The sequence below is a fragment of the Mixta sp. Marseille-Q2659 genome (assembly GCF_940807255.1).
In the GTDB taxonomy this organism is placed as follows: domain Bacteria; phylum Pseudomonadota; class Gammaproteobacteria; order Enterobacterales; family Enterobacteriaceae; genus Mixta.
Window position 1 is genome coordinate 1 of record NZ_CALNWY010000029.1, and the last position, 19174, is coordinate 19174.

Consider the following 19174-nt stretch of genomic DNA (forward strand, 5'->3'; position numbering starts at 1 on the left):
TCTTTTGCTGATGAGATAATCACGATTGTCCTTCCTTACGCTTTACTGTTCGGAATGCGCATACTGCGCGCCCGTCGCGCCTCTTCTTCATGCAGGTTGCGCATGGTGGCATCGACAAATTCAAGATGATGGATGGTTGCGCTGCGCGCGCGATCGGCATCGCCCGCCACAATCGCCTGACAGATGGCTTCATGCTGCACCGCCAGCTGGCGGAAGATCTCCGGCGCGGTGTACATGCGCTGGCGGCTCTGCATCACCGAGGATTGCAGCAGATCGAACAGCCCGCGCATCGCCTGCAACAGCACCAGATTGTGCGCCGCCTCGGCAATCGCCAGATGAAAACGCACATCGGAATGGGCTGCGAGATCGGGGTCATCCCGATCGCTGACCTGCAGCAGCATCTGATAGCAGCGCTGAATGTGCGCTTTGTCTTCCGGCGTGGCGCGCCGTGCTGCATGCCAGGCGGTGCTGGACTCGATGGCGATGCGTGCTTCCAGCACGTCATAACGGTAGCCGGGATCGTCCGCCAGCAGCGTGCTGAGCGGCATTACCAGCCGATTGGCCGACCAGTCGGCAGTGCGCTGTTCGGCAATAAAGTTGCCGCCGCCGCGTCGGCTGATCAGCACCCCTTCGCTAATCAATGTCTGAATCGCTTCACGTAGCGACGAGCGTGAAACGGTAAGCTGCTGCGCCAGCTGACGCTCTGCCGGCAACCGTGCGCCGGGCTGAAGCTGCTGGTCGGCAATAAACTGACGCAGCCGATCGATAAGCGGTTTTTCCATCGACATCATGGAATCATCCACGGGAAAACCCAGGCCTGCAGCGAGGTGATCACCCCGACAATACAGGTGAAAATCAGGCTGTGTTTTACGGTGAAGCGGAACAGGTCGGCCTCTTTGCCCACCAGCCCAACCGCAGCGCAGGCGATGGCGATTGACTGCGGCGAGATCATTTTGCCGGTCACGCCGCCGGTGGTATTCGCGGCGACCAGCAGCACCTCCGGCACGCCGATTTGCTGCGCGGTGGTTGCCTGGAGCGCGGCGAACAGCGCGTTAGAGGAGGTATCCGAACCGGTAAGGAAAACACCCAGCCAGCCCAGGAACGGGGAAAAGAAGGTGAAGGCGTTGCCGGTATGCGCTAACGCCAGCGCCAGCGTGGCGGAAAGGCCGGAGTAGTTAGAAATAAAGGCGAAGGCCAGCACCGCGCCGATGGAATAGATCGGCAACGCCAGCTCACGCAGCGTTTCGCCAAAAGCGCTGACCGCCTGTGCCGGGCGCATCCGCAGCCAGACAATCGACAACAGCGCGGCGATAAAAATCGCAGTGCCGGTAGCGGAAAACCAGTCGAGCTTGTAAATAGCGGCGTAAGGCGTCGCGGTAGCCACCACCGGCGGCATTTTTACTACCTGCTGATGCAGGAAAGGGACGTTAACGCTGAACACCCAGTCGTAAAGCGCGCCGCCGGGCGCGAACAACGCTTTAAACGGCGGGATGCTCCACAGCGTGACGGTGATGGTTAAAAACAGAAACGGCATCCAGGCGCGGATAATCTGCCTCGCGCTATAGCGCGTGGGGCTGCGCGCGGCGGCATTATCCTGATTATCGAAACGGAAAATACGTACCGGCTTCCAGACGCGCAGAAACAGCGTCAGGCACAGCAGCGAAACCAGCGCGGAAATGACATCCGGCAGTTCCGGGCCGAGGAAGTTGGAGGTGAGATACTGGGCAATAGCAAAGGAGCCGCCGGAAACCAGCACTGCGGGCCAGGTCTCTTTCACGCCGCGCCAGCCATCCATAATCGCCATCACCCAGAACAGTACGATCATCGTCAGGAACGGCAGCTGGCGTCCCGCCATCTGACTGATGGCCATCGCGTCCAGACCGGTGACCTGTCCGGCAACGATAATCGGAATCCCCATCGCGCCAAAGGCAACCGGCGCGGTGTTCACGATCAGGCAGAGTCCGGCAGCGTATACCGGCTTAAAGCCCAGGCCAACCAGCAGCGCGGCGGTAATCGCAACCGGCGCGCCGAAGCCGGCAGCGCCTTCCAGGAAGGAACCAAAGGCAAAGCCGACGATCAGCATTTGCAAACGCTGATCTTCGGTAATGGAGAGAATGGAGTTGCGGATGATTTCAAACTGTCCGGTTTTTACGGTGATTTTATAAACAAAAACCGCAGCGATAATAATCCAGGCGATAGGCCAGAGCCCGTACAGAAAGCCATAAACGGCAGAGGCCAGCGCCTGATCGATCGGCATCCGGTAAAACAACAGCGCGACGGCCAGCGCGATCAGCACCGTAATGGTGCCAGCGATATAGCCTTTCAGACGCAGTCGCGTCAGAGCGAAAAAGAAAAACAGAATGGGGAGCGCGGCGATCAGGCTCGACAGCCAAATGTTATCGAGCGGATCGTAGAGTTGCTGCCAGTTTTGCATGGGGCCTGTTCTCCAGAACGTTACGCCTTAAGCCTGAACGCGCAGTACCGACCCGCCGTCGGTTAACGGCGATGTCGATTCTGGTCAGACCAAAAGGCGCGCAGATGTTAAATTATTGTTTATCTGGCGGTGAACGGAATGCAATCTTTGCGTAACGCTTTCATTTAAGGCTGGAAGAGTGATCACAAACAGATTGTTTTGGTAGGACCAATTTTGTGAGGCAGAAAGAAAGCAGGGAAAGAAAGGGAGCGGCGGGCTGTTACCTGACGGCTAAGAGCCAACTATCAAGCGCTAAGTGTTGATGCAGGTAATGGTGTTGGTGCTAGCTGTTGGTGTTGGTGTTGGTGTTGGTGCTGGTGCTGGAGCCAATGCGGGCAGCCGTATCATTGCCGCTGCCTGTACGATTGAAGCAAAAAAAAAGCTTTCTGTTAAGAAAGCCGGCAAAGTCACACAAGAAGAGTCGTACTGCTTTTTTTTAGATTGTAATGTTGTACGCACGTGCCTTTCCTTTATCGTCGGATTGGCCGCCAGCGGTATACAGCGTAGGTGAGGCGACAGCTTTATCCATCACCTGATTGAGATTGCGCACTTTCTGCATATGCATATTCAGCAAATGGCTGGTTTGCAGATTCATTTCGCTCGCTTTCTGGGTGGACTGTTGCAGTCGTTCCCAGAGCGCCGCCAGCGCCGCCTGCTGGCTGTAGGGCGCGAGCAGCTGCAGGCGCGTTTCTTCCTGTTTGCGCTGCTCGTCGTAATAGGCCACGGTGGATAACAGGCGGCTTTTAGTATCGGAGAGCTGCTGCAACGCAACCGGATTTACCTGCGCATAGCTGAGCTGTTTGATCTCTTCAGCGATGACCGCTTCCAGCTCGGTAAGGGTCTCCTGCAATTTATGTAACGTAGTCCGTAAGGTTTCCATTGTGGCTTCTGTTATCGATCGTCAAGGATATTTTGCAGCAGCGCCTGGGCGATTTTTTCATAATCCATCTTCAGATCGCCGTTGCGGATCGCCGCTTTAATTTGCTGCACCCGTTCCATATCCACATCGCGGGACGTGTCAGTTTTAATCTGCTGCGTTAAGGCGCTGAGTTTAACATCGGTGCCTTTTTCCGCCGTGGCCGTACTGCTTTTCGCGCTGTTCGCCAGGTTCCGTTGATTGAGCTTCACTTCCTGCTGAATATGGGCTGGCGAAACAGGCTGCGTTTTCAGCGTATGATTAATGCTCATGTTTTATTCTCCGAAACCTGTATGTTGACGTCTAACGCTAATAATAATATCGGTGCCTTTGGGGATAACTAAAGTTGGTAATGCTGCCAACTTACTGATTTGGTGTATGATGGTGATTTTAAGGTGCTTGCGTGGCTTCCATTTCCATCAGATGTCCTTCCTGCTCCGCTACTGAAGGCGTGGTGCGTAACGGCAAAAGCACTGCCGGACATCAGCGCTATCTCTGCTCTCATTGCCGTAAAACATGGCAACTACAGTTCACTTACACCGCCTCTCAGCCCGGTACGCACCAGAAAATCATTGATATGGCCATGAATGGCGTCGGATGTCGCGCCAGTGCACGCATTATGGGCGTTGGCCTCAACACGGTTTTACGTCACTTAAAAAACTCAGGCCGCAGTCGGTAACCTCGCGCATACAACCGGGCAGTGATGTGATTGTCTGCGCTGAAATGGACGAACAGTGGGGCTACGTCGGTGCTAAATCACGTCAGCGCTGGCTGTTTTACGCGTATGACAGGATACGGAGGACGGTTGTGGCGCACGTCTTCGGTGAACGCACTCTGGCCACACTGGAGCGTCTTCTGAGCCTGCTGTCGGCCTTTGAGGTCGTGGTATGGATGACGGATGGCTGGCCGCTGTACGAATCACGCCTGAAGGGAAAGCTGCACGTTATCAGCAAGCGTTACACTCAGCGCATTGAGCGACATAACCTGAATCTGAGACAACATCTGGCAAGGCTGGGACGGAAGTCACTGTCGTTCTCAAAATCGGTGGAGCTGCATGACAAGGTCATCGGGCATTATCTGAACATAAAACACTATCAGTAAGTTGGAGTCATTACCCACCTGATGGAACTGATCTTTGCCCGCCTGTCGCAGATTATGCTGCTGTTCCAGTAACCCTTCGCTTAACGGCCATAACGGCAGATAAATTCGGGCAAAACAGACAACAAATCCTGCTTTTTAGATCTCAATGATCCTTCCTGATCTACTTTTCTCCTTTTCTGTCTGAATCAATAAACTTTTTACGCGCTTAATTAATAGCTGCCACTAAAGTTCAGGCACGGGCTATTGGCATAATATAAAAATGGCAGCCATATTTTATGAAATACCAGGCGATTTAAAATAATAGCGAGCTATATAAAAAAATAGCCAGCGAAAATCCATAATGGCTCGCTGGTATGGAATCTAAGTATTTCAATATCATTCTGGAGAACGTCAAAATCACGACGGTTTCACCTTACCTCTCTCCCAACGGGCTGAGCAGCACGCATCTGGAAACGCTTGAATTACGTTATGAGGCGATTACCTGGAAATATACGGAGAGCAATATTATTTACCGCGATACATGGAATGATCGTTGCACTGGCTGATGCGTTTTTCAGCCAGAAGCGAACCGTTTCAGTCTTCGCCAGAATATGCGTTCTGCTGCAAGAGTAAAGCCCATTCAAAAACAGGCTTACCGTACACGACTTCGCCTTCTGAGCGTCGCGCGAAAATGCCGGTCGCCACAGGCAACCGACATTCAGCTTCCGCGTTACATCAATCAGGCCGCTTTCACCTCTTTCTTACCGCGCGCGCGCAGCACGCTTAACGGGCCGTCGCCGCTGAGCGTAAACACCGAGATCAGCGTGAAGGTCAACGCCACCAGACCCAGCACCAGGTAAGCGCCGTGGAAGCCCATGCTGTCATACATATAGCCTGCGAACAGCGACATAAAGATCATCGACAGCTGTTTAAAGAAACAGAAGCAGACCAGATAAATCGTGGCCGAGAAGCGCACCTCGAACTGGCTGGTAATGTATTTAAAGCAGCCGACAATCAGGAATGGCACCTCAAACATATGCAGCGTTTTCAACACAATCACTTCCAGCGCCGACGTGGCGAAAGAAGAGCCGATAATGCGCACTGACATAATGGCGCCTGCCAGCAGCAGTGCATTTTTCCCGCCGATGCGGTTCACAATCAGCGGCGCAAAAAACATGATGCTGGCGTTCAGCAGTTCGCCCATCGTGGTGACATAGCCAAAGACGCGGGTTCCCTGTTCGCCGGTGGTAAAGAATGAGGTAAAGAAGTTAGCGAACTGTTGGTCGAACACGTCATAGGTACAGGAAACGCCGACCACATACAGCGACAGGAACCACAGCTTGCGGTTTTTAAACAGTTCCAGCGCCAGGCGCAGGCTGAAGGGCGAGTGGTTAGCGCCCAGCGAGTCGGCCACCTCAGCGGAAGGCTGCGCCTGCGGTTTGGCGATAAACAGCAGAATAGCGAGGATCACCGCACAGCCGGAGCCGAGCCAGAAGACAAACTGGTTATTGATGGTGAACATAATGCCGACAATCGAGGCACATAGCGCCCAGCCCACGCAGCCGAACATACGCGCGCGGCCAAACTCAAACTGGCTGCGACGGCTCACTTTTTCGATATAGGCTTCGATCGCTGGCGCGCCGCCGTTATAGATAAAGCCGAGGTAAATACCGCCGACAATCGCGCCGAGCCAGATATTGGCCTGTAACAACGGGCCAAGCACATAGATAAAGAAGGGCGCGAACATCACCAGCATACCGGTAATGATCCACAGCAGATGCTTTCTCAGGCCGAGCTTATCGGAAAGCAGGCCGAAAATCGGCTGGAACAACAGCGAGAACAGGGAGATACAGGCGAAAACGATGCCGGTGTCGCTTTTCGTGAGGTGGTTTATATCATGCAGCCAAATCGGGAAGAACGGGAAGTAGGCGCCCATGATGAAAAAGTAAAAGAAGAAGAACAGCCCGAACATCCAGAAATTGGTATTTTTTAAGTAATACATGGTGTTTTCCTTAAGGGTCGCGGGGCAGACTGGCCAGACCTGCCCCGACTAACAATCCGCGCGTTAACGACGCATCCAGCTCACTTCATAGTGATAATGGCTGTCCTGTAACAGATATTCCGGTGAGACGCTGGGGCTCCAGGAGTCATCGCCGCCGATGCCCATGTGGAAACCGTCCAGATTCAGCCAGCTGCCCGGCTCCTCCTGTAACAGATGGCGATGCGAGACGTCGCGCAACTGCGCCTGACTGTAGCGGCTGAGATTAAAGTGGAAGCGGCCGCGCCATTCGCTGTCGCCATACTGTAACCACTCGCTATCGCAGCGCAGCCCGTTTTCGCTGGGGAAAACATAGGGCGTGTAGAGCGCGTCCAGCGGCAGCTGCCAGCGGTCGTAACGGGCGGACTGTTTGCGATCCGGGTAGTTTTCATGGGGGCCGAGACCAAGCCAGCTTGCCCCGGCATGCGTCTGCGCCAGCTGACAGGTCAGGCCGATGCGCGCCGGTGCCGGAATGCCGGAAGCGACATCCACATCCACGCTAATATGCAGTTCGCCAGCACTGTCGATACGGTAAGTTTTGCGGCTGATAAACAGGATTTGATTCTGATAACGCCAGCTGTGCAGGGTGCGCAGCTGAACTCCACCGCTCAGGCGCTCCGCTTCGCACTGCTCCAGCTGCGGCTCCATCTGATAAAAGCCCGCCGCTTTCCAGCGCTCAACCCAGGCGTTGGGATCGATACGCGCCGCTTCGCTGACGCCAATATCATTATCCAGCGGCGCGCGGGTGAACTGATCCTGCAACGGCTGAAGCAGCGCCGCTTCACCGGCTTTCCACCACTGCGTCAGCAGGCCGGTTTCGCGGCTGAACTGCCAGCGTTGCTCGCCCAGCTGAATATCAAAAGCGCGATCGCTGACGGTCAGCTTCGGCGCTTCGCCTTTGGCGTCTGGCGCTGCGGGCAGGGTGAGCGGAGAGGCCAGCCGCCACTGCTGCCAGGCGCAGATATGTCCCGCTTCTGACCAGCTGGTGGCGTTGATTTGTGCGACCTGTACCGTCAGCCAGACCTGACCGCTGGCGGTAATGGCGGGCAGATCGTTCAGCGTAATTAGCTGAGTACCTTCCGGCGCGATATCCAGCTCCACTTTACCGCTGGCCAGCGTGCGGCCTTCCTGCGCCAGCGTCCAGAGCAGCTGTTCGTTATCGCAGCGGCGGAACAGGTATTCGCTGGCGACCTCCAGCTGAACCGGCGCTTCGCTTTTCAGCGTAAAGCGGAAGAACTGCTGTGCCTGCTGCGCTTCAAACAGCGCCGGCTGCGGCGTGCGGTCGGCAAACACCAGGCCGTTCATACAGAACTGGCGATCGTTGGGCTTATCGCCAAAATCGCCGCCGTAGGCGGCATACGGCTGACCGTTTTCGTCATAGCGAGTCAGCGACTGATCGACCCAGTCCCAGACGAAGCCGCCCTGCAGACGCGGATGCTGGCGGAACGCCTGCCAGTATTTATGGAAGCCGCCGAAGCTGTTGCCCATCGCATGGGCGTATTCGCACAGGATCAGCGGACGATGCTCGTCCGGCATGCCGATCCATTTCTTAATCGACCACTTCGGCACCTGCGGGAACGGCTGATCCTGATCGACGCGCGCATACATCGGGCAGATGATATCGGTCGCCGCGCTGTTGGCGCCGCCGCCTTCGTACTGCACCGGTCGTGTCGGATCGTTGGATTTAATCCAGCGGTAAAGCGCATCGTGATTGTCGCCGTGGCCCGATTCGTTGCCCAGCGACCAGATGATGATCGATGGATGGTTGCGGTCGCGCTGCACCATGCGCGTCACGCGCTCGGTCATTGCCGGCAACCAGACCGGATCGCTGGAGAGACGGTTCATCGGCTCCATGCCGTGGGTTTCAATATTCGCCTCGTCCACCACGTACAGCCCGTAGCGATCGCACAGGCGATACCAGAGCGGATGGTTGGGATAGTGAGAGCAGCGCACAGCGTTAAAGTTATGCTGTTTCATCAGCAGAATATCGCGGCGCATCGTCTCTTCATCCATCACCTGGCCGTTTTCAGGATGATGTTCATGCCGGTTGGTGCCGCGAATCAGCAGCGGTTTGCCGTTCAGCTTCAGCAGGCCCTGCGAGATTTCTACCTTACGGAAACCGATATCGCAGGCTTCCGCCTCCAGCAGTGTGCCGTTGCCGTCGTGCAGCAGCACCACCAGGCGATAAAGCGTCGGCGTTTCGGCGCTCCAGAGTTTTGGTGCGGTAACCGGCAGGCGCAGCGTGGTGCGATCTTTCCAGGCGCCGCGTTCATCGACAATCTCGCTGCCGAGCGGTTGCTGACGCTCACCCAGTTTCTCGTCGCCGAACCAGAGTTGCATCGTGACCTGCACATCCGGGGTTGCGTCTTTTACCACAACCAGCGCGTTGAGATCGGCATAGCTAAAGTTTTCGTTCAGATGGGTAACCACCTGCAGATCGCTGATGGATGTCTTCGGCTTATGCAGCAGCGACACATCGCGGAAAATTCCGCTCATGCGCCACATATCCTGATCTTCCAGATAACTGCCGTCGCTCCAGCGCAGCACCATTACCGCCAAACGGTTCGCGCCCGGCTGCAAGACGGCGCTCAGGTCGAATTCCGACGGCAGACGACTGTCCTGGGCGTAGCCGATCCAGTGGCCGTTGCACCACAGATGGAAAGCGGAGTTAACGCCGTCAAAAATGATACGCGTCTGGCCGGACGCCAGCCAGCTTTCATCTATCTCAAATGTGAGCGAGTAACATCCGGTCGGGTTTTCTACCGGTACAAACGGCGGGTTGACCGGAATGGGATAGTTAACGTTGGTATAAATTGGTGCATCGTAACCCGCCATCTGCCAGTTAGAAGGCACCTGAATTTCGTCGGCGTCAGGCAGATCGTGCTGAACCCAGCTTTCCGGTACCGCTTCCGGTTGGGTGAAATAGCTAAAGGCCCAACGTCCATTCAGGCTGCGCAGGCTGGAAGAGGGCGCGTCGTCGCGCGCGGCTTCCGGCGATCGCCAGCTGCAAAATGGTGGATGGGCGGGAAGCTGATTTATCTGCGTTATCGCCGGGTTTTCCCAGTCGCGTCGTGCGAGGATGGCGCCAGGAGTGGCGGCGGGCGTGCCTGCTTTTACAATCATATCCGATTCCTTGTGTTTTTGCGATGCGCTCACATTTACAGGCAATATGGTTTTGCCTTGCAGTGAAGTAAAGGCGCGTAACCGGAATCGGTGACGGGACTCACAAATAATGTGGGGGATATGAATGGCCAGGCGTCAGCATTGATGACGGCATATTAATCATTCACCTGACAGGGAGCGCGCCCAGGATGATTGCCTTAAGCAAAAGCTTAATCATTCCTGGGACCTATTAGGTTGAATAACTGCCAATGTACGCTTAGTGTAACTTTGCAGGAAAAATGAGCAGTAAATTAAACCAACCCAACAGGGCAGGGAGGATTTATGCAAAAGCTGAATCTCTATGATACAAAAACAAATCTTTCTAAGCTCATAGCTAATGTTGCGGCTACGGGGGAGGAATACATCAGGTAATGACTCCAACTTACTGATAGTGTTTTATGTTCAGATAATGCCCGATGACCTTGTCATGCAGCTCCACCGATTTTGAGAACGACAGTGACTTCCGTCCCAGCCTTGCCAGATGTTGTCTCAGATTCAGGTTATGTCGCTCAATGCGCTGAGTGTAACGCTTGCTGATAACGTGCAGCTTTCCCTTCAGGCGTGATTCGTACAGCGGCCAGCCATCCGTCATCCATACCACGACCTCAAAGGCCGACAGCAGGCTCAGAAGACGCTCCAGTGTGGCCAGAGTGCGTTCACCGAAGACGTGCGCCACAACCGTCCTCCGTATCCTGTCATACGCGTAAAACAGCCAGCGCTGACGTGATTTAGCACCGACGTAGCCCCACTGTTCGTCCATTTCAGCGCAGACAATCACATCACTGCCCGGTTGTATGCGCGAGGTTACCGACTGCGGCCTGAGTTTTTTAAGTGACGTAAAACCGTGTTGAGGCCAACGCCCATAATGCGTGCACTGGCGCGACATCCGACGCCATTCATGGCCATATCAATGATTTTCTGGTGCGTACCGGGCTGAGAGGCGGTGTAAGTGAACTGTAGTTGCCATGTTTTACGGCAATGAGAGCAGAGATAGCGCTGATGTCCGGCAGTGCTTTTGCCGTTACGCACCACGCCTTCAGTAGCGGAGCAGGAAGGACATCTGATGGAAATGGAAGCCACGCAAGCACCTTAAAATCACCATCATACACTAAATCAGTAAGTTGGCAGCATTACCGCTGTTCAATATTATTAAGCTGTATTTTTATGGTTAAGCTGAAAGACGATTTTATTGCTTCGAAAAACAGAACGGTATATTTACAGCAAATAGAGCGGGTGCAAAGCAGCGAAAATATCCTGTTCAGCAACAGGATGTTTTTCTGCTGGCTTTAAAACGGGAGTTTATATAGAAAATAACCTTTATCAGCCAGGCTGATGAATATAAAATCATCGATTAACATACGCCTGGCTACAACGTTACCGTAAACTGCAGCTAAATAAATTTTGTTATATATCAGGCTGCCATTTTTCGACATTCTTCAGCGCAGCGATAACAGGCTTCAGCGCACTTCTTACAGTGGTCGTGTTCATGTCTGGCGCATTCATCCCCACATTGCTGGCAGACTTCTGCGCAAACTTTACAAATTTGAACTGCAAATTCGCTATCCATTGACATTAACTCTGCCGCCAGGCGACAGATGCTGGCGCACTGCATATCCGTGCGGATACATTCGCGCATCATCTCCAGATTTTCTTCTTTCAGGCATGAAGTGGCGCAGTAGTCACAGGTAGCGGCACAGATATAACAGGCCTCAATGCAGTTGCGATATTGTTCAGACATCATTTTCTCTCCGACGTTAAATGCAAAGAAGTTATAAGCCTGGAACAAAATAGGGATTGCTGCAAATGCGATAGGAGAAAGGTGCTGCTTGTCTGAGGCGGATATCTTATTTTTTTCGAGGGATTAATTATATTTGCATGACTTTCCTCGCAAAAAACGGTATTTCTCCATTGGCTCCCTGCTTTTTCTGCACACATAACCGCTATAAGTCTATGCTTCTTTATTTCAGACCTGGAGGTACAGGATTATGCATCCTTCCGATCCACAAATGTTGTTGCTGCTCTACTTTGTACTGCCGGTCTGGCTTATTGCCGGTTTCGCCGACTGGCTTTGCCACCGGGCAACGGATATAGAAACAACAACGGGCCTTAAAGAAACCTACATTCATATTCTGATGTTTCTGGAGATGGGGCTGCCTTTACTCTCGGCCCTTTTTCTGGACGTGAATGCGCTGGTTATCGCATTTATGATGGTGCTGTTTTTCTGCCATGAAGCTACCGCCTTATGGGATGTCAGCTATGCCGTCACCGCAAGGCGGGTTTCCCCGATTGAGCAGCACGTACACAGCTTCCTGGAGATGGTTCCCCTGATGGCGCTCCTGCTGGTTATTTCTCGACACTGGCCGCAGTTCCTGGCGCTGTTTGGTTTCGGCGACGAGCCAGCCCGTTTTGAGCTGAAGCTGCGCGCGGATCCGTTGCCGACGGGTTACATCATTGCTGTTCTTACCGGCATTTTTGTTCTGGAGATGCTGCCTTACCTTGAAGAATACTGGCGCGGGAAGAAAGCCAGAAAAGCGGCCAGTTAAACCGACGGGGCCGAATCCGGCTGGCTTAAACGCCAGCCCGATATGTACGCAGCGCCGCTGACCAGAGGTCGTTGTTGCATCTTGGGCATTGCAGGCCGCGCTGTGCTGCAATGTGCTGCGTTAATCCGCAGTGACAGCAGGCATAAAGCCCTGCTGCAGGTACGCGCGTAAAGTCTTGACGATGCGCGGGTGGCAGCACAGAGAGGCCGGGTCGAACGTCGTCACGGTCAAAGAAATAGATGCTTAGCTGACCATCAATTTCCAGAATAGCCAGCCGAACCTGACCAAGATGCTCCACGCCATTCAGGCGGAGTTCCATAAAAAATTCGTCTTCAGAGATGTTATGTCGGTTCAGGCTCTCCAGTTCATAGAGGCCGTCTTTAATCAACGTGACCACATCGCCTTCTATCAATCGCGAAAAACGAGGGCTGCGCGCCGTCAGAAAGGTGGTAAACCGGTACAGGAACAGCAGGACAAGAAAAACCATCAACACCGGCAGAACCGGTACATCATCGTAAAAGGTGACATCGCCTGAAGCAGAACCCAGCGTCAGAATAATGACCAGTTCAAACAGTGACAGCTGGCGTATGCCGCGTCGGCCAGATATTTTCAAAAAGCTGAATACGATGACGTAGGCGATAAGTACCCTGACAGCCACTTCACCTAAAAAAGAGGCCTGAAGATCATTAAGAAAAAAGCGATGCCAGTCAAATGAGGGTAATGCTGCCAACTTACTGATTTAGTGTATGATGGTGATTTTAAGGTGCTTGCGTGGCTTCCATTTCCATCAGATGTCCTTCCTGCTCCGCTACTGAAGGCGTGGTGCGTAACGGCAAAAGCACTGCCGGACATCAGCGCTATCTCTGCTCTCATTGCCGTAAAACATGGCAACTACAGTTCACTTACACCGCCTCTCAGCCCGGTACGCACCAGAAAATCATTGATATGGCCATGAATGGCGTCGGATGTCGCGCCAGTGCACGCATTATGGGCGTTGGCCTCAACACGGTTTTACGTCACTTAAAAAACTCAGGCCGCAGTCGGTAACCTCGCGCATACAACCGGGCAGTGATGTGATTGTCTGCGCTGAAATGGACGAACAGTGGGGCTACGTCGGTGCTAAATCACGTCAGCGCTGGCTGTTTTACGCGTATGACAGGATACGGAGGACGGTTGTGGCGCACGTCTTCGGTGAACGCACTCTGGCCACACTGGAGCGTCTTCTGAGCCTGCTGTCGGCCTTTGAGGTCGTGGTATGGATGACGGATGGCTGGCCGCTGTACGAATCACGCCTGAAGGGAAAGCTGCACGTTATCAGCAAGCGTTACACTCAGCGCATTGAGCGACATAACCTGAATCTGAGACAACATCTGGCAAGGCTGGGACGGAAGTCACTGTCGTTCTCAAAATCGGTGGAGCTGCATGACAAGGTCATCGGGCATTATCTGAACATAAAACACTATCAGTAAGTTGGAGTCATTACCTGAACAGCTTCCTTGCCTCTCTCAAGATTATTTAATCTTCATAAAGTGGAATTATTTTATATAAATTAAGCCAGCCGCAGCCGAGCAGCGTCAACGGCTTGCGGATCTCTGCCATCCAGCCCAGCAGCAACTCCAGCGCCATCGCCAGCAATAACAGCTGGATAACGCATCCCAGCACAAATCCGCCGACCATCGGCAGCGTGCGCCGCAGCCCAAAGTTAACGCCCGACGTCGCCAGCAACAGATTGTTGGGCCCTGGGGTTATCGACATTACGGTGACATAGCTGAAAAAAGTGGGATCGATCATGACAAGCTCCGGCCGGTAAACAGAAGCTTTATGTTATGCAGAGGTTACGAATGGTAACAGAGACAGCAAACGGGTATTGTCATGGGTACAAATCAGGCCGGGCGATATTGTACCCATCGATTCGCGGAGCAACTGTGTCCACAGATACCCTTGAAACCCGACGTTACCAGCAGCTTGCCGATCATTTTGCCAGCGCCATTCACGATGGCACCTGGCTGCCCGGCAGCCGTTTACCGGCGATCCGGCGCGTGGCAATGGCGCAGCAGGTCAGCATTAATACCGTTCTCAGCGCCTGGCGGGTGCTGGAAGATCGCGGCCTGATTGAGTCGCGCCCGCAGTCAGGCTATTACGTGCGCAGCGTGCTGCCCGCGCCGGAAAAAACGCCGGGCCATCAGGCTACCGTCAGCACGCCGGGCCAGGCGAAGCTGGATCTGATCGATACAGTGTTCGCCGCGCAGAATCATCCCGACTACATCAATATTTCCCTGGCCTGCCCGCGCGACGGCGAGTTTTATCCTGCGGCGAAGCTGGCGCGTATTACCGCCTCGCTATTGCGCCGCCATCCGCAAATGATTGGACGCTACGCGCTGCCGCCGGGCAGCGAAGCCCTGCGCAAAGAGATTGCGCGGCGCGCCAGCTATATGGGCATGAAGCTGACCGCCGACAATATTACCCTGACGCACGGCTGTATGGAGGCGCTTCAGCTGGCGCTGCGCGCTACTACGCGGCCAGGCGACTGCGTCGGTCTGGAAACGCCCACCTACTTTTTCCTGTTTCCGCTACTCGCCAGCCTTGGTCTGAAGGCGCTGGAAATCCCGACCGATCCGCAAAGCGGCCTGTCGCTGGATGCGCTGGAAATGGTGTTGCAGGAAGGACGGATTCAGGCGTTGATCGCCATGCCCGGCCTGCAAAATCCGTTGGGCTGCAGCATGTCGCCGGAGAACAAAAAGCGGTTGGCGGCGTTAATGAATCGCTGGCGCGTTCCGCTGATTGAAGATGGTCTGTATGACGAGCTGCAGTTTCATGAGCCGCAACCGCCGACGGTGAAAGCCTTCGACCACGACGGCTGGGTGATTTATTGCACCAGCTTTACCAAAACCGTGGCGCCCGATTTTCGCATCGGCTGGATGGCGGCGGGACGTTACAGCCAGCAAATTGCCCGGCTGAAGGCCTTTTCCTCAATGGCGGAATCGGCGCTGCTCTGCGAAACGCTGGCGCAGTTTCTGGCGACCGGCGGCTACGATCGCCATCTTCGCACGCTGCGCCGTCGCTATGCGGCTAATCTCGACGAGGCGCGCGCCCTGATCGCCCGCCATTTTCCGGCTGGCACGCGCGCCACCAGGCCGCAGGGCGGATTTGTCTTCTGGATAACGCTGCCGGAAGGCATTGATAGCGAGGCGCTGTTTCATCGGCTGCTACAGGAAAAGATTTGCCTGACGCCCGGCGCGCTTTACACCTTAAGCGATCGCGCCAACCATGCGCTGCGTCTCTCCTGCTGCTATCCGTTTGACGATCGCTATCGTTACGCCATCAGTCGCGCGGGCGCGCTGGCCTGCGATGAACGGCCTCGCTGGCGCGGTTGAACCGCCGCCAGCGTAGATTACGGCGTGCCGTTGCGTCCCCAGCGGACATAGCCTTCTCTGGCGGTTAGCCGCTCATAGTAGGCGCGAATCGCCGTATAATCAGTGTGTTCCAGCGGCGTTTCATACCAGCGGTTGACTGACAAGCCGATGGGAATATCCGCCAGGCTGAAGTGGTCGCCAGCGATATAGCGGCCGGTTTTCTCCAGCTGCTGATTTAAAATGCCCATAGTGTACGTCCAGCCTTTGCAGGCGGCGGCCAGCAGCCGTTCGTTCTGGTGCGCGGGCGACTGGCGAACCAGCGCCATAAACGCATAGCGCCAGGCGGTGTTCAGTTCGGTCGCCTGCCAGTCGATCCAGCGATCCACCTGCGCACGTGGGCGCGGCGCCGTGGGATAAAGCCATTCCCCGGCATAGGCGTTCGCCAGATAGCGAATAATGGTGTTCGATTCCCACAGCACGAAATCGTCATCCTTGATCACCGGCACCATCGCGTTGGGATTCAGCGCCAGGAAACGCGCATCGTGCGTCGATTTAAAACCTTCGCCCCACTCTTCCCGCTGGTACGGCAGCGCCAGCTCATCGCACAGCCACAGCACCTTGCGCACGTTAATCGAAGAAGCGCGTCCTAAAATTTTCAACATATCTTCGGCCATGAATTTTTATCCAGATACTCTTATTCATAGTTGCCGCAATTGACGTTAGCAACGTAAACGCGCCAGTATCAGCCTTTAATTTCATCATCATGGGATGAGCAGTGATGGCGCAGACGATTCAGTTTAAACAGGTCGATGTATTCAGCACCACGCCGTTCAGCGGCAATCCGCTGGCGGTAATTCTTGACGGCAGCGCGCTGAGCGATGCGCAAATGCAGACTATCGCCCGCTGGACCAACCTTTCAGAAACCACCTTTGTGCTGCCGCCACAGCATCCTGACGCGGATTATCGGGTGCGCATTTTTACCGTGCAAGGCGAGCTGCCCTTTGCGGGTCATCCCACCTTAGGTACGGCGCATGCGCTGCTGGAGGCGGGTCATCAGAGTAAAACGCCGGGCCGCATGGTGCAGGAGTGCGGCGTCGGGCTGGTAAATATCAGGGTCAGCGCCAACGGCGAACTGGCTTTTGCCGCGCCGGAAGCCACGCTGAAAGCCTGGGCACATCCCGGCGCCGCTGCCGCGCTGAACAGCGAAGCCTTCGACATGCAGCAGACGATGACCATTGTGGATATGGGGATTCGCTGGCTGCTGGTGCCGATGGCGTCGGCGCAGGCGGTGCTGGATATTTGCCCTGATGTGCCGCGTCTGGCGCAGCTGCTGAAGGATGCTGAGGTTACCGGCGTAATGCCGTTTGGCCCGACCAGCGACGACGATGTGCAGTATGAAGTGCGCGGCCTGCTGGTGGAACAGGGCGCGCTGACGGAAGATCCCATTACCGGCAGCGCCAACGCCTGCCTGGCGCGCTACCTGGCAGCGCAGGGACAATCTCATGATTACCTTGCCCGCCAGGGCACTGCGATTCAGCGTAACGGCCGGGTAAGCGTGCAGTTCCGCGACGACGGTATCTGGATAGGCGGTAAAACGCTGACCGTTATCGACGGCACGCTCGCCGTTTAATTACGCCGTCGCTGCTGGCTACGCTGACAGCATAAGGCTGGAGGACAAAGGCAGCCGCCCGCGTTAACGGCATAAACCCACGTCAGCAAAGGCAGCCGCCTGTGTTAATCGGGCAGCGCGGGCTGCCGGAACACGACGCCTGCCTCCTGTCGACGTGCGGATTACAAAAACATGCCGCCGGACGCTTCAATGCGCTGCGCGGTAATCCAGCCGGTATCTTCACTGAGCAGCGCCGCCACGGCGCGACCAATATCATCCGGCTCTCCGGCGCGTCCCATTGCAGTTTGCGCGGCAACCCAGGCGTTAACCTCCGGGTTATCGCGCACGGAGCCGCCGCCAAAATCGGTAGCGATGGCGCCAGGCGCCAGAATATTTACCGCGATGCCGCGCGGCCCCAGCTCGCGCGCCTGATAGCGCGTCAGCACTTCCATCGCGCCTTTCATCGATGCATAAGCGGCATAGCCTGGAGGACTAAAGCGCGCCAGGCCACTGGAGACGTTCAGAATGCGTCCGCCATCGTTAATCAACGGCAGCAGCTTCTGGGTCAGGAAAAACGGCCCTTTGAAATGGGTAAGCATCAGCGTATCGAACTGTTCTTCGGTGGTTTCGGCAAAAGATCCATACATGCCGACGCCTGCGTTATTAAACAGATAATCGAAGCGTTCTCTTTGCCAGTGGCTTCGCAGCGTCGCTTGCAACTGTTCGATAAAATGCGCAAAGCCTGATACCTCTGCCACATCCAGCTGAAGCGCAGCGGCCTGGCGTCCGAGAGCGCGGATCTCCTCCACCACGTTATCCGCTTCATCCTGCCGTTGGCGCCAGGTAATAATGACATCAACACCCTTTTCTACCAGTTTCATGGCGGCGTTACGCCCTAAACCACGGCTTCCACCGGTAATCAGTACAATTTTCTCGCTCATTTTATGTGCCCTGTCTGTTTAGTGAACATAAAAGCAGCATATTGCAAACATAATATTCGATAAACTATGCTGATAACGCTTCATTGTTTCATTTTTGATAACAAACGGTGCATAAATGGATAAAATTCACGCAATGAAGGTGTTTGTGACCGTCGCCGAGATGGAAAGCTTTACCCATGCCGCCGCCAGCCTGGGCCAGCCAAAAGGCAGCCTGTCACGCCAGATTCAGGCGCTGGAGGATGCCATGGGAACACGCCTGTTGCACCGCACTACGCGGCGCGTACAGCTTACGCAGGACGGACTGGTCTATTACGAGCGCTGCCGCGATGTGCTGGCCACGCTGGAAGAGATGGATTCTCTGTTTCAGAATGAACCCGCTACGCTTAGCGGACGCTTGCGCGTGGATATGCCGGTAGCGATGGCAACCGATGTGGTGATCCCAAAGCTGCCGCAGTTTTTGCAGCACTATCCCGGCCTGGAGCTGGAGTTAAGCAGCAGCGATCGCCAGGTAGATGTGATTCGTGAAGGTTTCGACTGTGTGGTGCGTGTAGGCCAGCTGCAGGACTCCGGCCTGATGTGCCGTACGCTCGGTTATCTGCCGATGGTGAACTGCGCCAGTCCTGACTATCTGATGCGCTTTGGCATGCCGCTCAGGCTGGAAGATCTTTCTCAGCATGCAATGGTGCATTACAGCCAGCAGTTTGGCAGCGCACCCGCCGGATTTGAGCATTACGACGGGCAGCATAGCCGCTTTATCCAGACCGGCGGCACGCTAACGGTAAATTCGACGCAGGCTTATCGCAGCGCCTGTCTGGCGGGGCTGGGCATTATTCAGGCGCCGCGCCACGGTATTCAGCCGCTGCTGGAGAACCAACAACTGGTGGAAGTGCTGCCCGGTTTTCATGCGCGCCCGATGCCGCTGTCGCTGCTATGGCCGCATCGCCGCAATCTGGCCCAGCGGGTACGCGTATTTATGGAATGGCTGACGCAGGTGATGAAAGGCTACGCCGCTTAACAGCGCAGCTATAATGACAATCTGAAGCTTAAAACAGAAGGATG

19 protein-coding genes and 2 pseudogenes are annotated in these 19174 nt (G+C 55.1%); 8 read left to right on the forward strand and 13 right to left on the reverse strand.

The genetic code is table 11. The features are described 5' to 3' along the window. Nucleotides 1-35: 35 nt before the first annotated feature. The 5 genes from lldR to flgM all read right to left on the reverse strand — a co-directional run bounded on the left by lldR (nucleotide 36) and on the right by flgM (nucleotide 3661). On the reverse strand, nucleotides 36-788 hold the full coding sequence (gene lldR / locus P3C52_RS16870) for a transcriptional regulator LldR (RefSeq protein ID WP_275556137.1): 753 nt from the start codon (nucleotides 786-788) through the stop codon (nucleotides 36-38). Next, nucleotides 788-2434 carry an L-lactate permease gene (gene lldP / locus P3C52_RS16875; RefSeq protein ID WP_275556101.1) on the reverse strand — a complete coding sequence of 549 codons (1647 nt, stop codon included), beginning with the start codon at nucleotides 2432-2434 and terminating at the stop codon, nucleotides 788-790. The genes lldR and lldP overlap by 1 nt, the downstream gene beginning before the upstream one ends. Nucleotides 2435-2725: 291 nt before the next feature. Further along, nucleotides 2726-2932 (reverse strand): hypothetical protein, encoded by a 207-nt coding sequence (locus P3C52_RS16880; RefSeq protein WP_275556139.1) that lies wholly within the window; start codon nucleotides 2930-2932, stop codon nucleotides 2726-2728. Next, on the reverse strand, nucleotides 2910-3353 hold the full coding sequence (gene flgN / locus P3C52_RS16885; protein ID WP_275556102.1) for a flagellar export chaperone FlgN: 444 nt from the start codon (nucleotides 3351-3353) through the stop codon (nucleotides 2910-2912). Before flgN ends, P3C52_RS16880 begins: the two co-directional genes overlap by 23 nt. An 11-nt stretch (nucleotides 3354-3364) precedes the next feature. Continuing rightward, nucleotides 3365-3661: a flagellar biosynthesis anti-sigma factor FlgM gene (flgM, locus tag P3C52_RS16890; RefSeq protein WP_275556103.1), complete on the reverse strand. Its 297-nt coding sequence runs from the start codon at nucleotides 3659-3661 to the stop codon at nucleotides 3365-3367. A 131-nt stretch (nucleotides 3662-3792) separates the two neighbouring features. On the opposite strand from flgM, the gene P3C52_RS16895 reads away from it, so the two are divergent. Together P3C52_RS16895 and P3C52_RS20965 are read left to right on the forward strand one after the other, a co-directional pair. Beyond that, a protein-coding gene (locus P3C52_RS16895) for an IS1 family transposase (RefSeq protein WP_094106546.1) occupies nucleotides 3793-4490 on the forward strand; the annotation gives its coding sequence in 2 pieces (ribosomal slippage) (nucleotides 3793-4042 and nucleotides 4042-4490; 699 coding nt in all). A gap of 248 nt (nucleotides 4491-4738) precedes the next feature. Further along, nucleotides 4739-5035: pseudogene (locus P3C52_RS20965) on the forward strand (type VI secretion system tube protein Hcp); the annotation flags it as partial. Nucleotides 5036-5208: 173 nt separating this feature from the next. Here the strand turns inward: P3C52_RS20965 and P3C52_RS16905 are convergent. The 3 genes from P3C52_RS16905 to P3C52_RS16915 all read right to left on the reverse strand — a co-directional run bounded on the left by P3C52_RS16905 (nucleotide 5209) and on the right by P3C52_RS16915 (nucleotide 10749). After that, the gene (locus tag P3C52_RS16905) at nucleotides 5209-6471 is read right to left on the reverse strand and encodes an MFS transporter (protein ID WP_275556105.1); all 1263 of its coding nucleotides are present in this window, start codon (nucleotides 6469-6471) and stop codon (nucleotides 5209-5211) included. A 63-nt stretch (nucleotides 6472-6534) separates the two neighbouring features. Then, a complete protein-coding gene (locus P3C52_RS16910) occupies nucleotides 6535-9630 on the reverse strand; it encodes a beta-galactosidase (protein ID WP_275556106.1) in 3096 nt (1031 codons plus the stop codon). A gap of 421 nt (nucleotides 9631-10051) precedes the next feature. After that, nucleotides 10052-10749 (reverse strand): IS1 family transposase gene (locus tag P3C52_RS16915; protein ID WP_094106546.1). Its coding sequence is split into 2 segments (ribosomal slippage): nucleotides 10052-10500 and nucleotides 10500-10749, totalling 699 coding nucleotides; the frame shifts between segments, so codons are not numbered across the junction. Between P3C52_RS16915 and P3C52_RS16920 the strand changes: the two genes are divergently transcribed. Beyond that, nucleotides 10669-10959: a hypothetical protein gene (locus P3C52_RS16920; protein WP_275556140.1), complete on the forward strand. Its 291-nt coding sequence runs from the start codon at nucleotides 10669-10671 to the stop codon at nucleotides 10957-10959. The two genes, P3C52_RS16915 and P3C52_RS16920, sit on opposite strands and share 81 nt — an antisense overlap. Nucleotides 10960-11080: 121 nt before the next feature. Here P3C52_RS16920 and P3C52_RS16925 read toward each other — a convergent pair whose 3' ends face one another. Then, a complete protein-coding gene (locus tag P3C52_RS16925) occupies nucleotides 11081-11407 on the reverse strand; it encodes a four-helix bundle copper-binding protein (RefSeq protein WP_275556138.1) in 327 nt (108 codons plus the stop codon). A 247-nt stretch (nucleotides 11408-11654) separates the two neighbouring features. Between P3C52_RS16925 and P3C52_RS16930 the strand changes: the two genes are divergently transcribed. Further along, a complete protein-coding gene (locus tag P3C52_RS16930; protein WP_275556107.1) occupies nucleotides 11655-12212 on the forward strand; it encodes a diguanylate cyclase in 558 nt (185 codons plus the stop codon). A 25-nt stretch (nucleotides 12213-12237) separates the two neighbouring features. Here P3C52_RS16930 and P3C52_RS16935 read toward each other — a convergent pair whose 3' ends face one another. Further along, nucleotides 12238-12942 (reverse strand): YetF domain-containing protein, encoded by a 705-nt coding sequence (locus tag P3C52_RS16935; protein ID WP_275556108.1) that lies wholly within the window; start codon nucleotides 12940-12942, stop codon nucleotides 12238-12240. A gap of 41 nt (nucleotides 12943-12983) precedes the next feature. Between P3C52_RS16935 and P3C52_RS16940 the strand changes: the two genes are divergently transcribed. Then, nucleotides 12984-13681 (forward strand): IS1 family transposase gene (locus P3C52_RS16940; RefSeq protein WP_094106546.1). Its coding sequence is split into 2 segments (ribosomal slippage): nucleotides 12984-13233 and nucleotides 13233-13681, totalling 699 coding nucleotides; the frame shifts between segments, so codons are not numbered across the junction. A gap of 82 nt (nucleotides 13682-13763) precedes the next feature. On the opposite strand, the pseudogene P3C52_RS16945 reads toward P3C52_RS16940, so the two are convergent. Next, a pseudogene (locus P3C52_RS16945) lies at nucleotides 13764-14003 on the reverse strand (LysE family translocator); the annotation flags it as partial. 134 nt (nucleotides 14004-14137) lie between these two features. Between P3C52_RS16945 and P3C52_RS16950 the strand changes: the two are divergent. Then, nucleotides 14138-15586 (forward strand): PLP-dependent aminotransferase family protein, encoded by a 1449-nt coding sequence (locus tag P3C52_RS16950; RefSeq protein WP_275556109.1) that lies wholly within the window; start codon nucleotides 14138-14140, stop codon nucleotides 15584-15586. A 17-nt stretch (nucleotides 15587-15603) separates the two neighbouring features. Here P3C52_RS16950 and P3C52_RS16955 read toward each other — a convergent pair whose 3' ends face one another. Next, nucleotides 15604-16227: a glutathione S-transferase gene (locus P3C52_RS16955; RefSeq protein WP_275556110.1), complete on the reverse strand. Its 624-nt coding sequence runs from the start codon at nucleotides 16225-16227 to the stop codon at nucleotides 15604-15606. A 116-nt stretch (nucleotides 16228-16343) separates the two neighbouring features. On the opposite strand from P3C52_RS16955, the gene P3C52_RS16960 reads away from it, so the two are divergent. Beyond that, a complete protein-coding gene (locus P3C52_RS16960; RefSeq protein WP_275556111.1) occupies nucleotides 16344-17195 on the forward strand; it encodes a PhzF family phenazine biosynthesis protein in 852 nt (283 codons plus the stop codon). Nucleotides 17196-17356: 161 nt separating this feature from the next. On the opposite strand, the gene P3C52_RS16965 is transcribed toward P3C52_RS16960, so the two are convergent. Continuing rightward, on the reverse strand, nucleotides 17357-18115 hold the full coding sequence (locus P3C52_RS16965; protein WP_275556112.1) for an SDR family oxidoreductase: 759 nt from the start codon (nucleotides 18113-18115) through the stop codon (nucleotides 17357-17359). 115 nt (nucleotides 18116-18230) lie between these two features. On the opposite strand from P3C52_RS16965, the gene P3C52_RS16970 reads away from it, so the two are divergent. Beyond that, a complete protein-coding gene (locus P3C52_RS16970) occupies nucleotides 18231-19130 on the forward strand; it encodes a LysR family transcriptional regulator (RefSeq protein WP_275556113.1) in 900 nt (299 codons plus the stop codon). The last annotated feature ends 44 nt before the right edge of the window (nucleotides 19131-19174 follow it).

Coding starts and splice junctions, on each gene's coding strand:
- flgN (WP_275556102.1), bottom strand. CDS start 3,353: ATGGAAACCTTACGGACTACGTTACATAAATTGCAGGAGACCCTTACC.
- P3C52_RS16905 (WP_275556105.1), bottom strand. CDS start 6,471: ATGTATTACTTAAAAAATACCAATTTCTGGATGTTCGGGCTGTTCTTC.
- lldR (WP_275556137.1), bottom strand. CDS start 788: ATGTCGATGGAAAAACCGCTTATCGATCGGCTGCGTCAGTTTATTGCC.
- P3C52_RS16925 (WP_275556138.1), bottom strand. CDS start 11,407: ATGTCTGAACAATATCGCAACTGCATTGAGGCCTGTTATATCTGTGCC.
- P3C52_RS16965 (WP_275556112.1), bottom strand. CDS start 18,115: ATGAGCGAGAAAATTGTACTGATTACCGGTGGAAGCCGTGGTTTAGGG.
- P3C52_RS16920 (WP_275556140.1), top strand. CDS start 10,669: ATGTCCGGCAGTGCTTTTGCCGTTACGCACCACGCCTTCAGTAGCGGA.
- lldP (WP_275556101.1), bottom strand. CDS start 2,434: ATGCAAAACTGGCAGCAACTCTACGATCCGCTCGATAACATTTGGCTG.
- P3C52_RS16955 (WP_275556110.1), bottom strand. CDS start 16,227: ATGTTGAAAATTTTAGGACGCGCTTCTTCGATTAACGTGCGCAAGGTG.
- P3C52_RS16930 (WP_275556107.1), top strand. CDS start 11,655: ATGCATCCTTCCGATCCACAAATGTTGTTGCTGCTCTACTTTGTACTG.
- P3C52_RS16960 (WP_275556111.1), top strand. CDS start 16,344: ATGGCGCAGACGATTCAGTTTAAACAGGTCGATGTATTCAGCACCACG.
- P3C52_RS16910 (WP_275556106.1), bottom strand. CDS start 9,630: ATGATTGTAAAAGCAGGCACGCCCGCCGCCACTCCTGGCGCCATCCTC.
- flgM (WP_275556103.1), bottom strand. CDS start 3,661: ATGAGCATTAATCATACGCTGAAAACGCAGCCTGTTTCGCCAGCCCAT.
- P3C52_RS16970 (WP_275556113.1), top strand. CDS start 18,231: ATGGATAAAATTCACGCAATGAAGGTGTTTGTGACCGTCGCCGAGATG.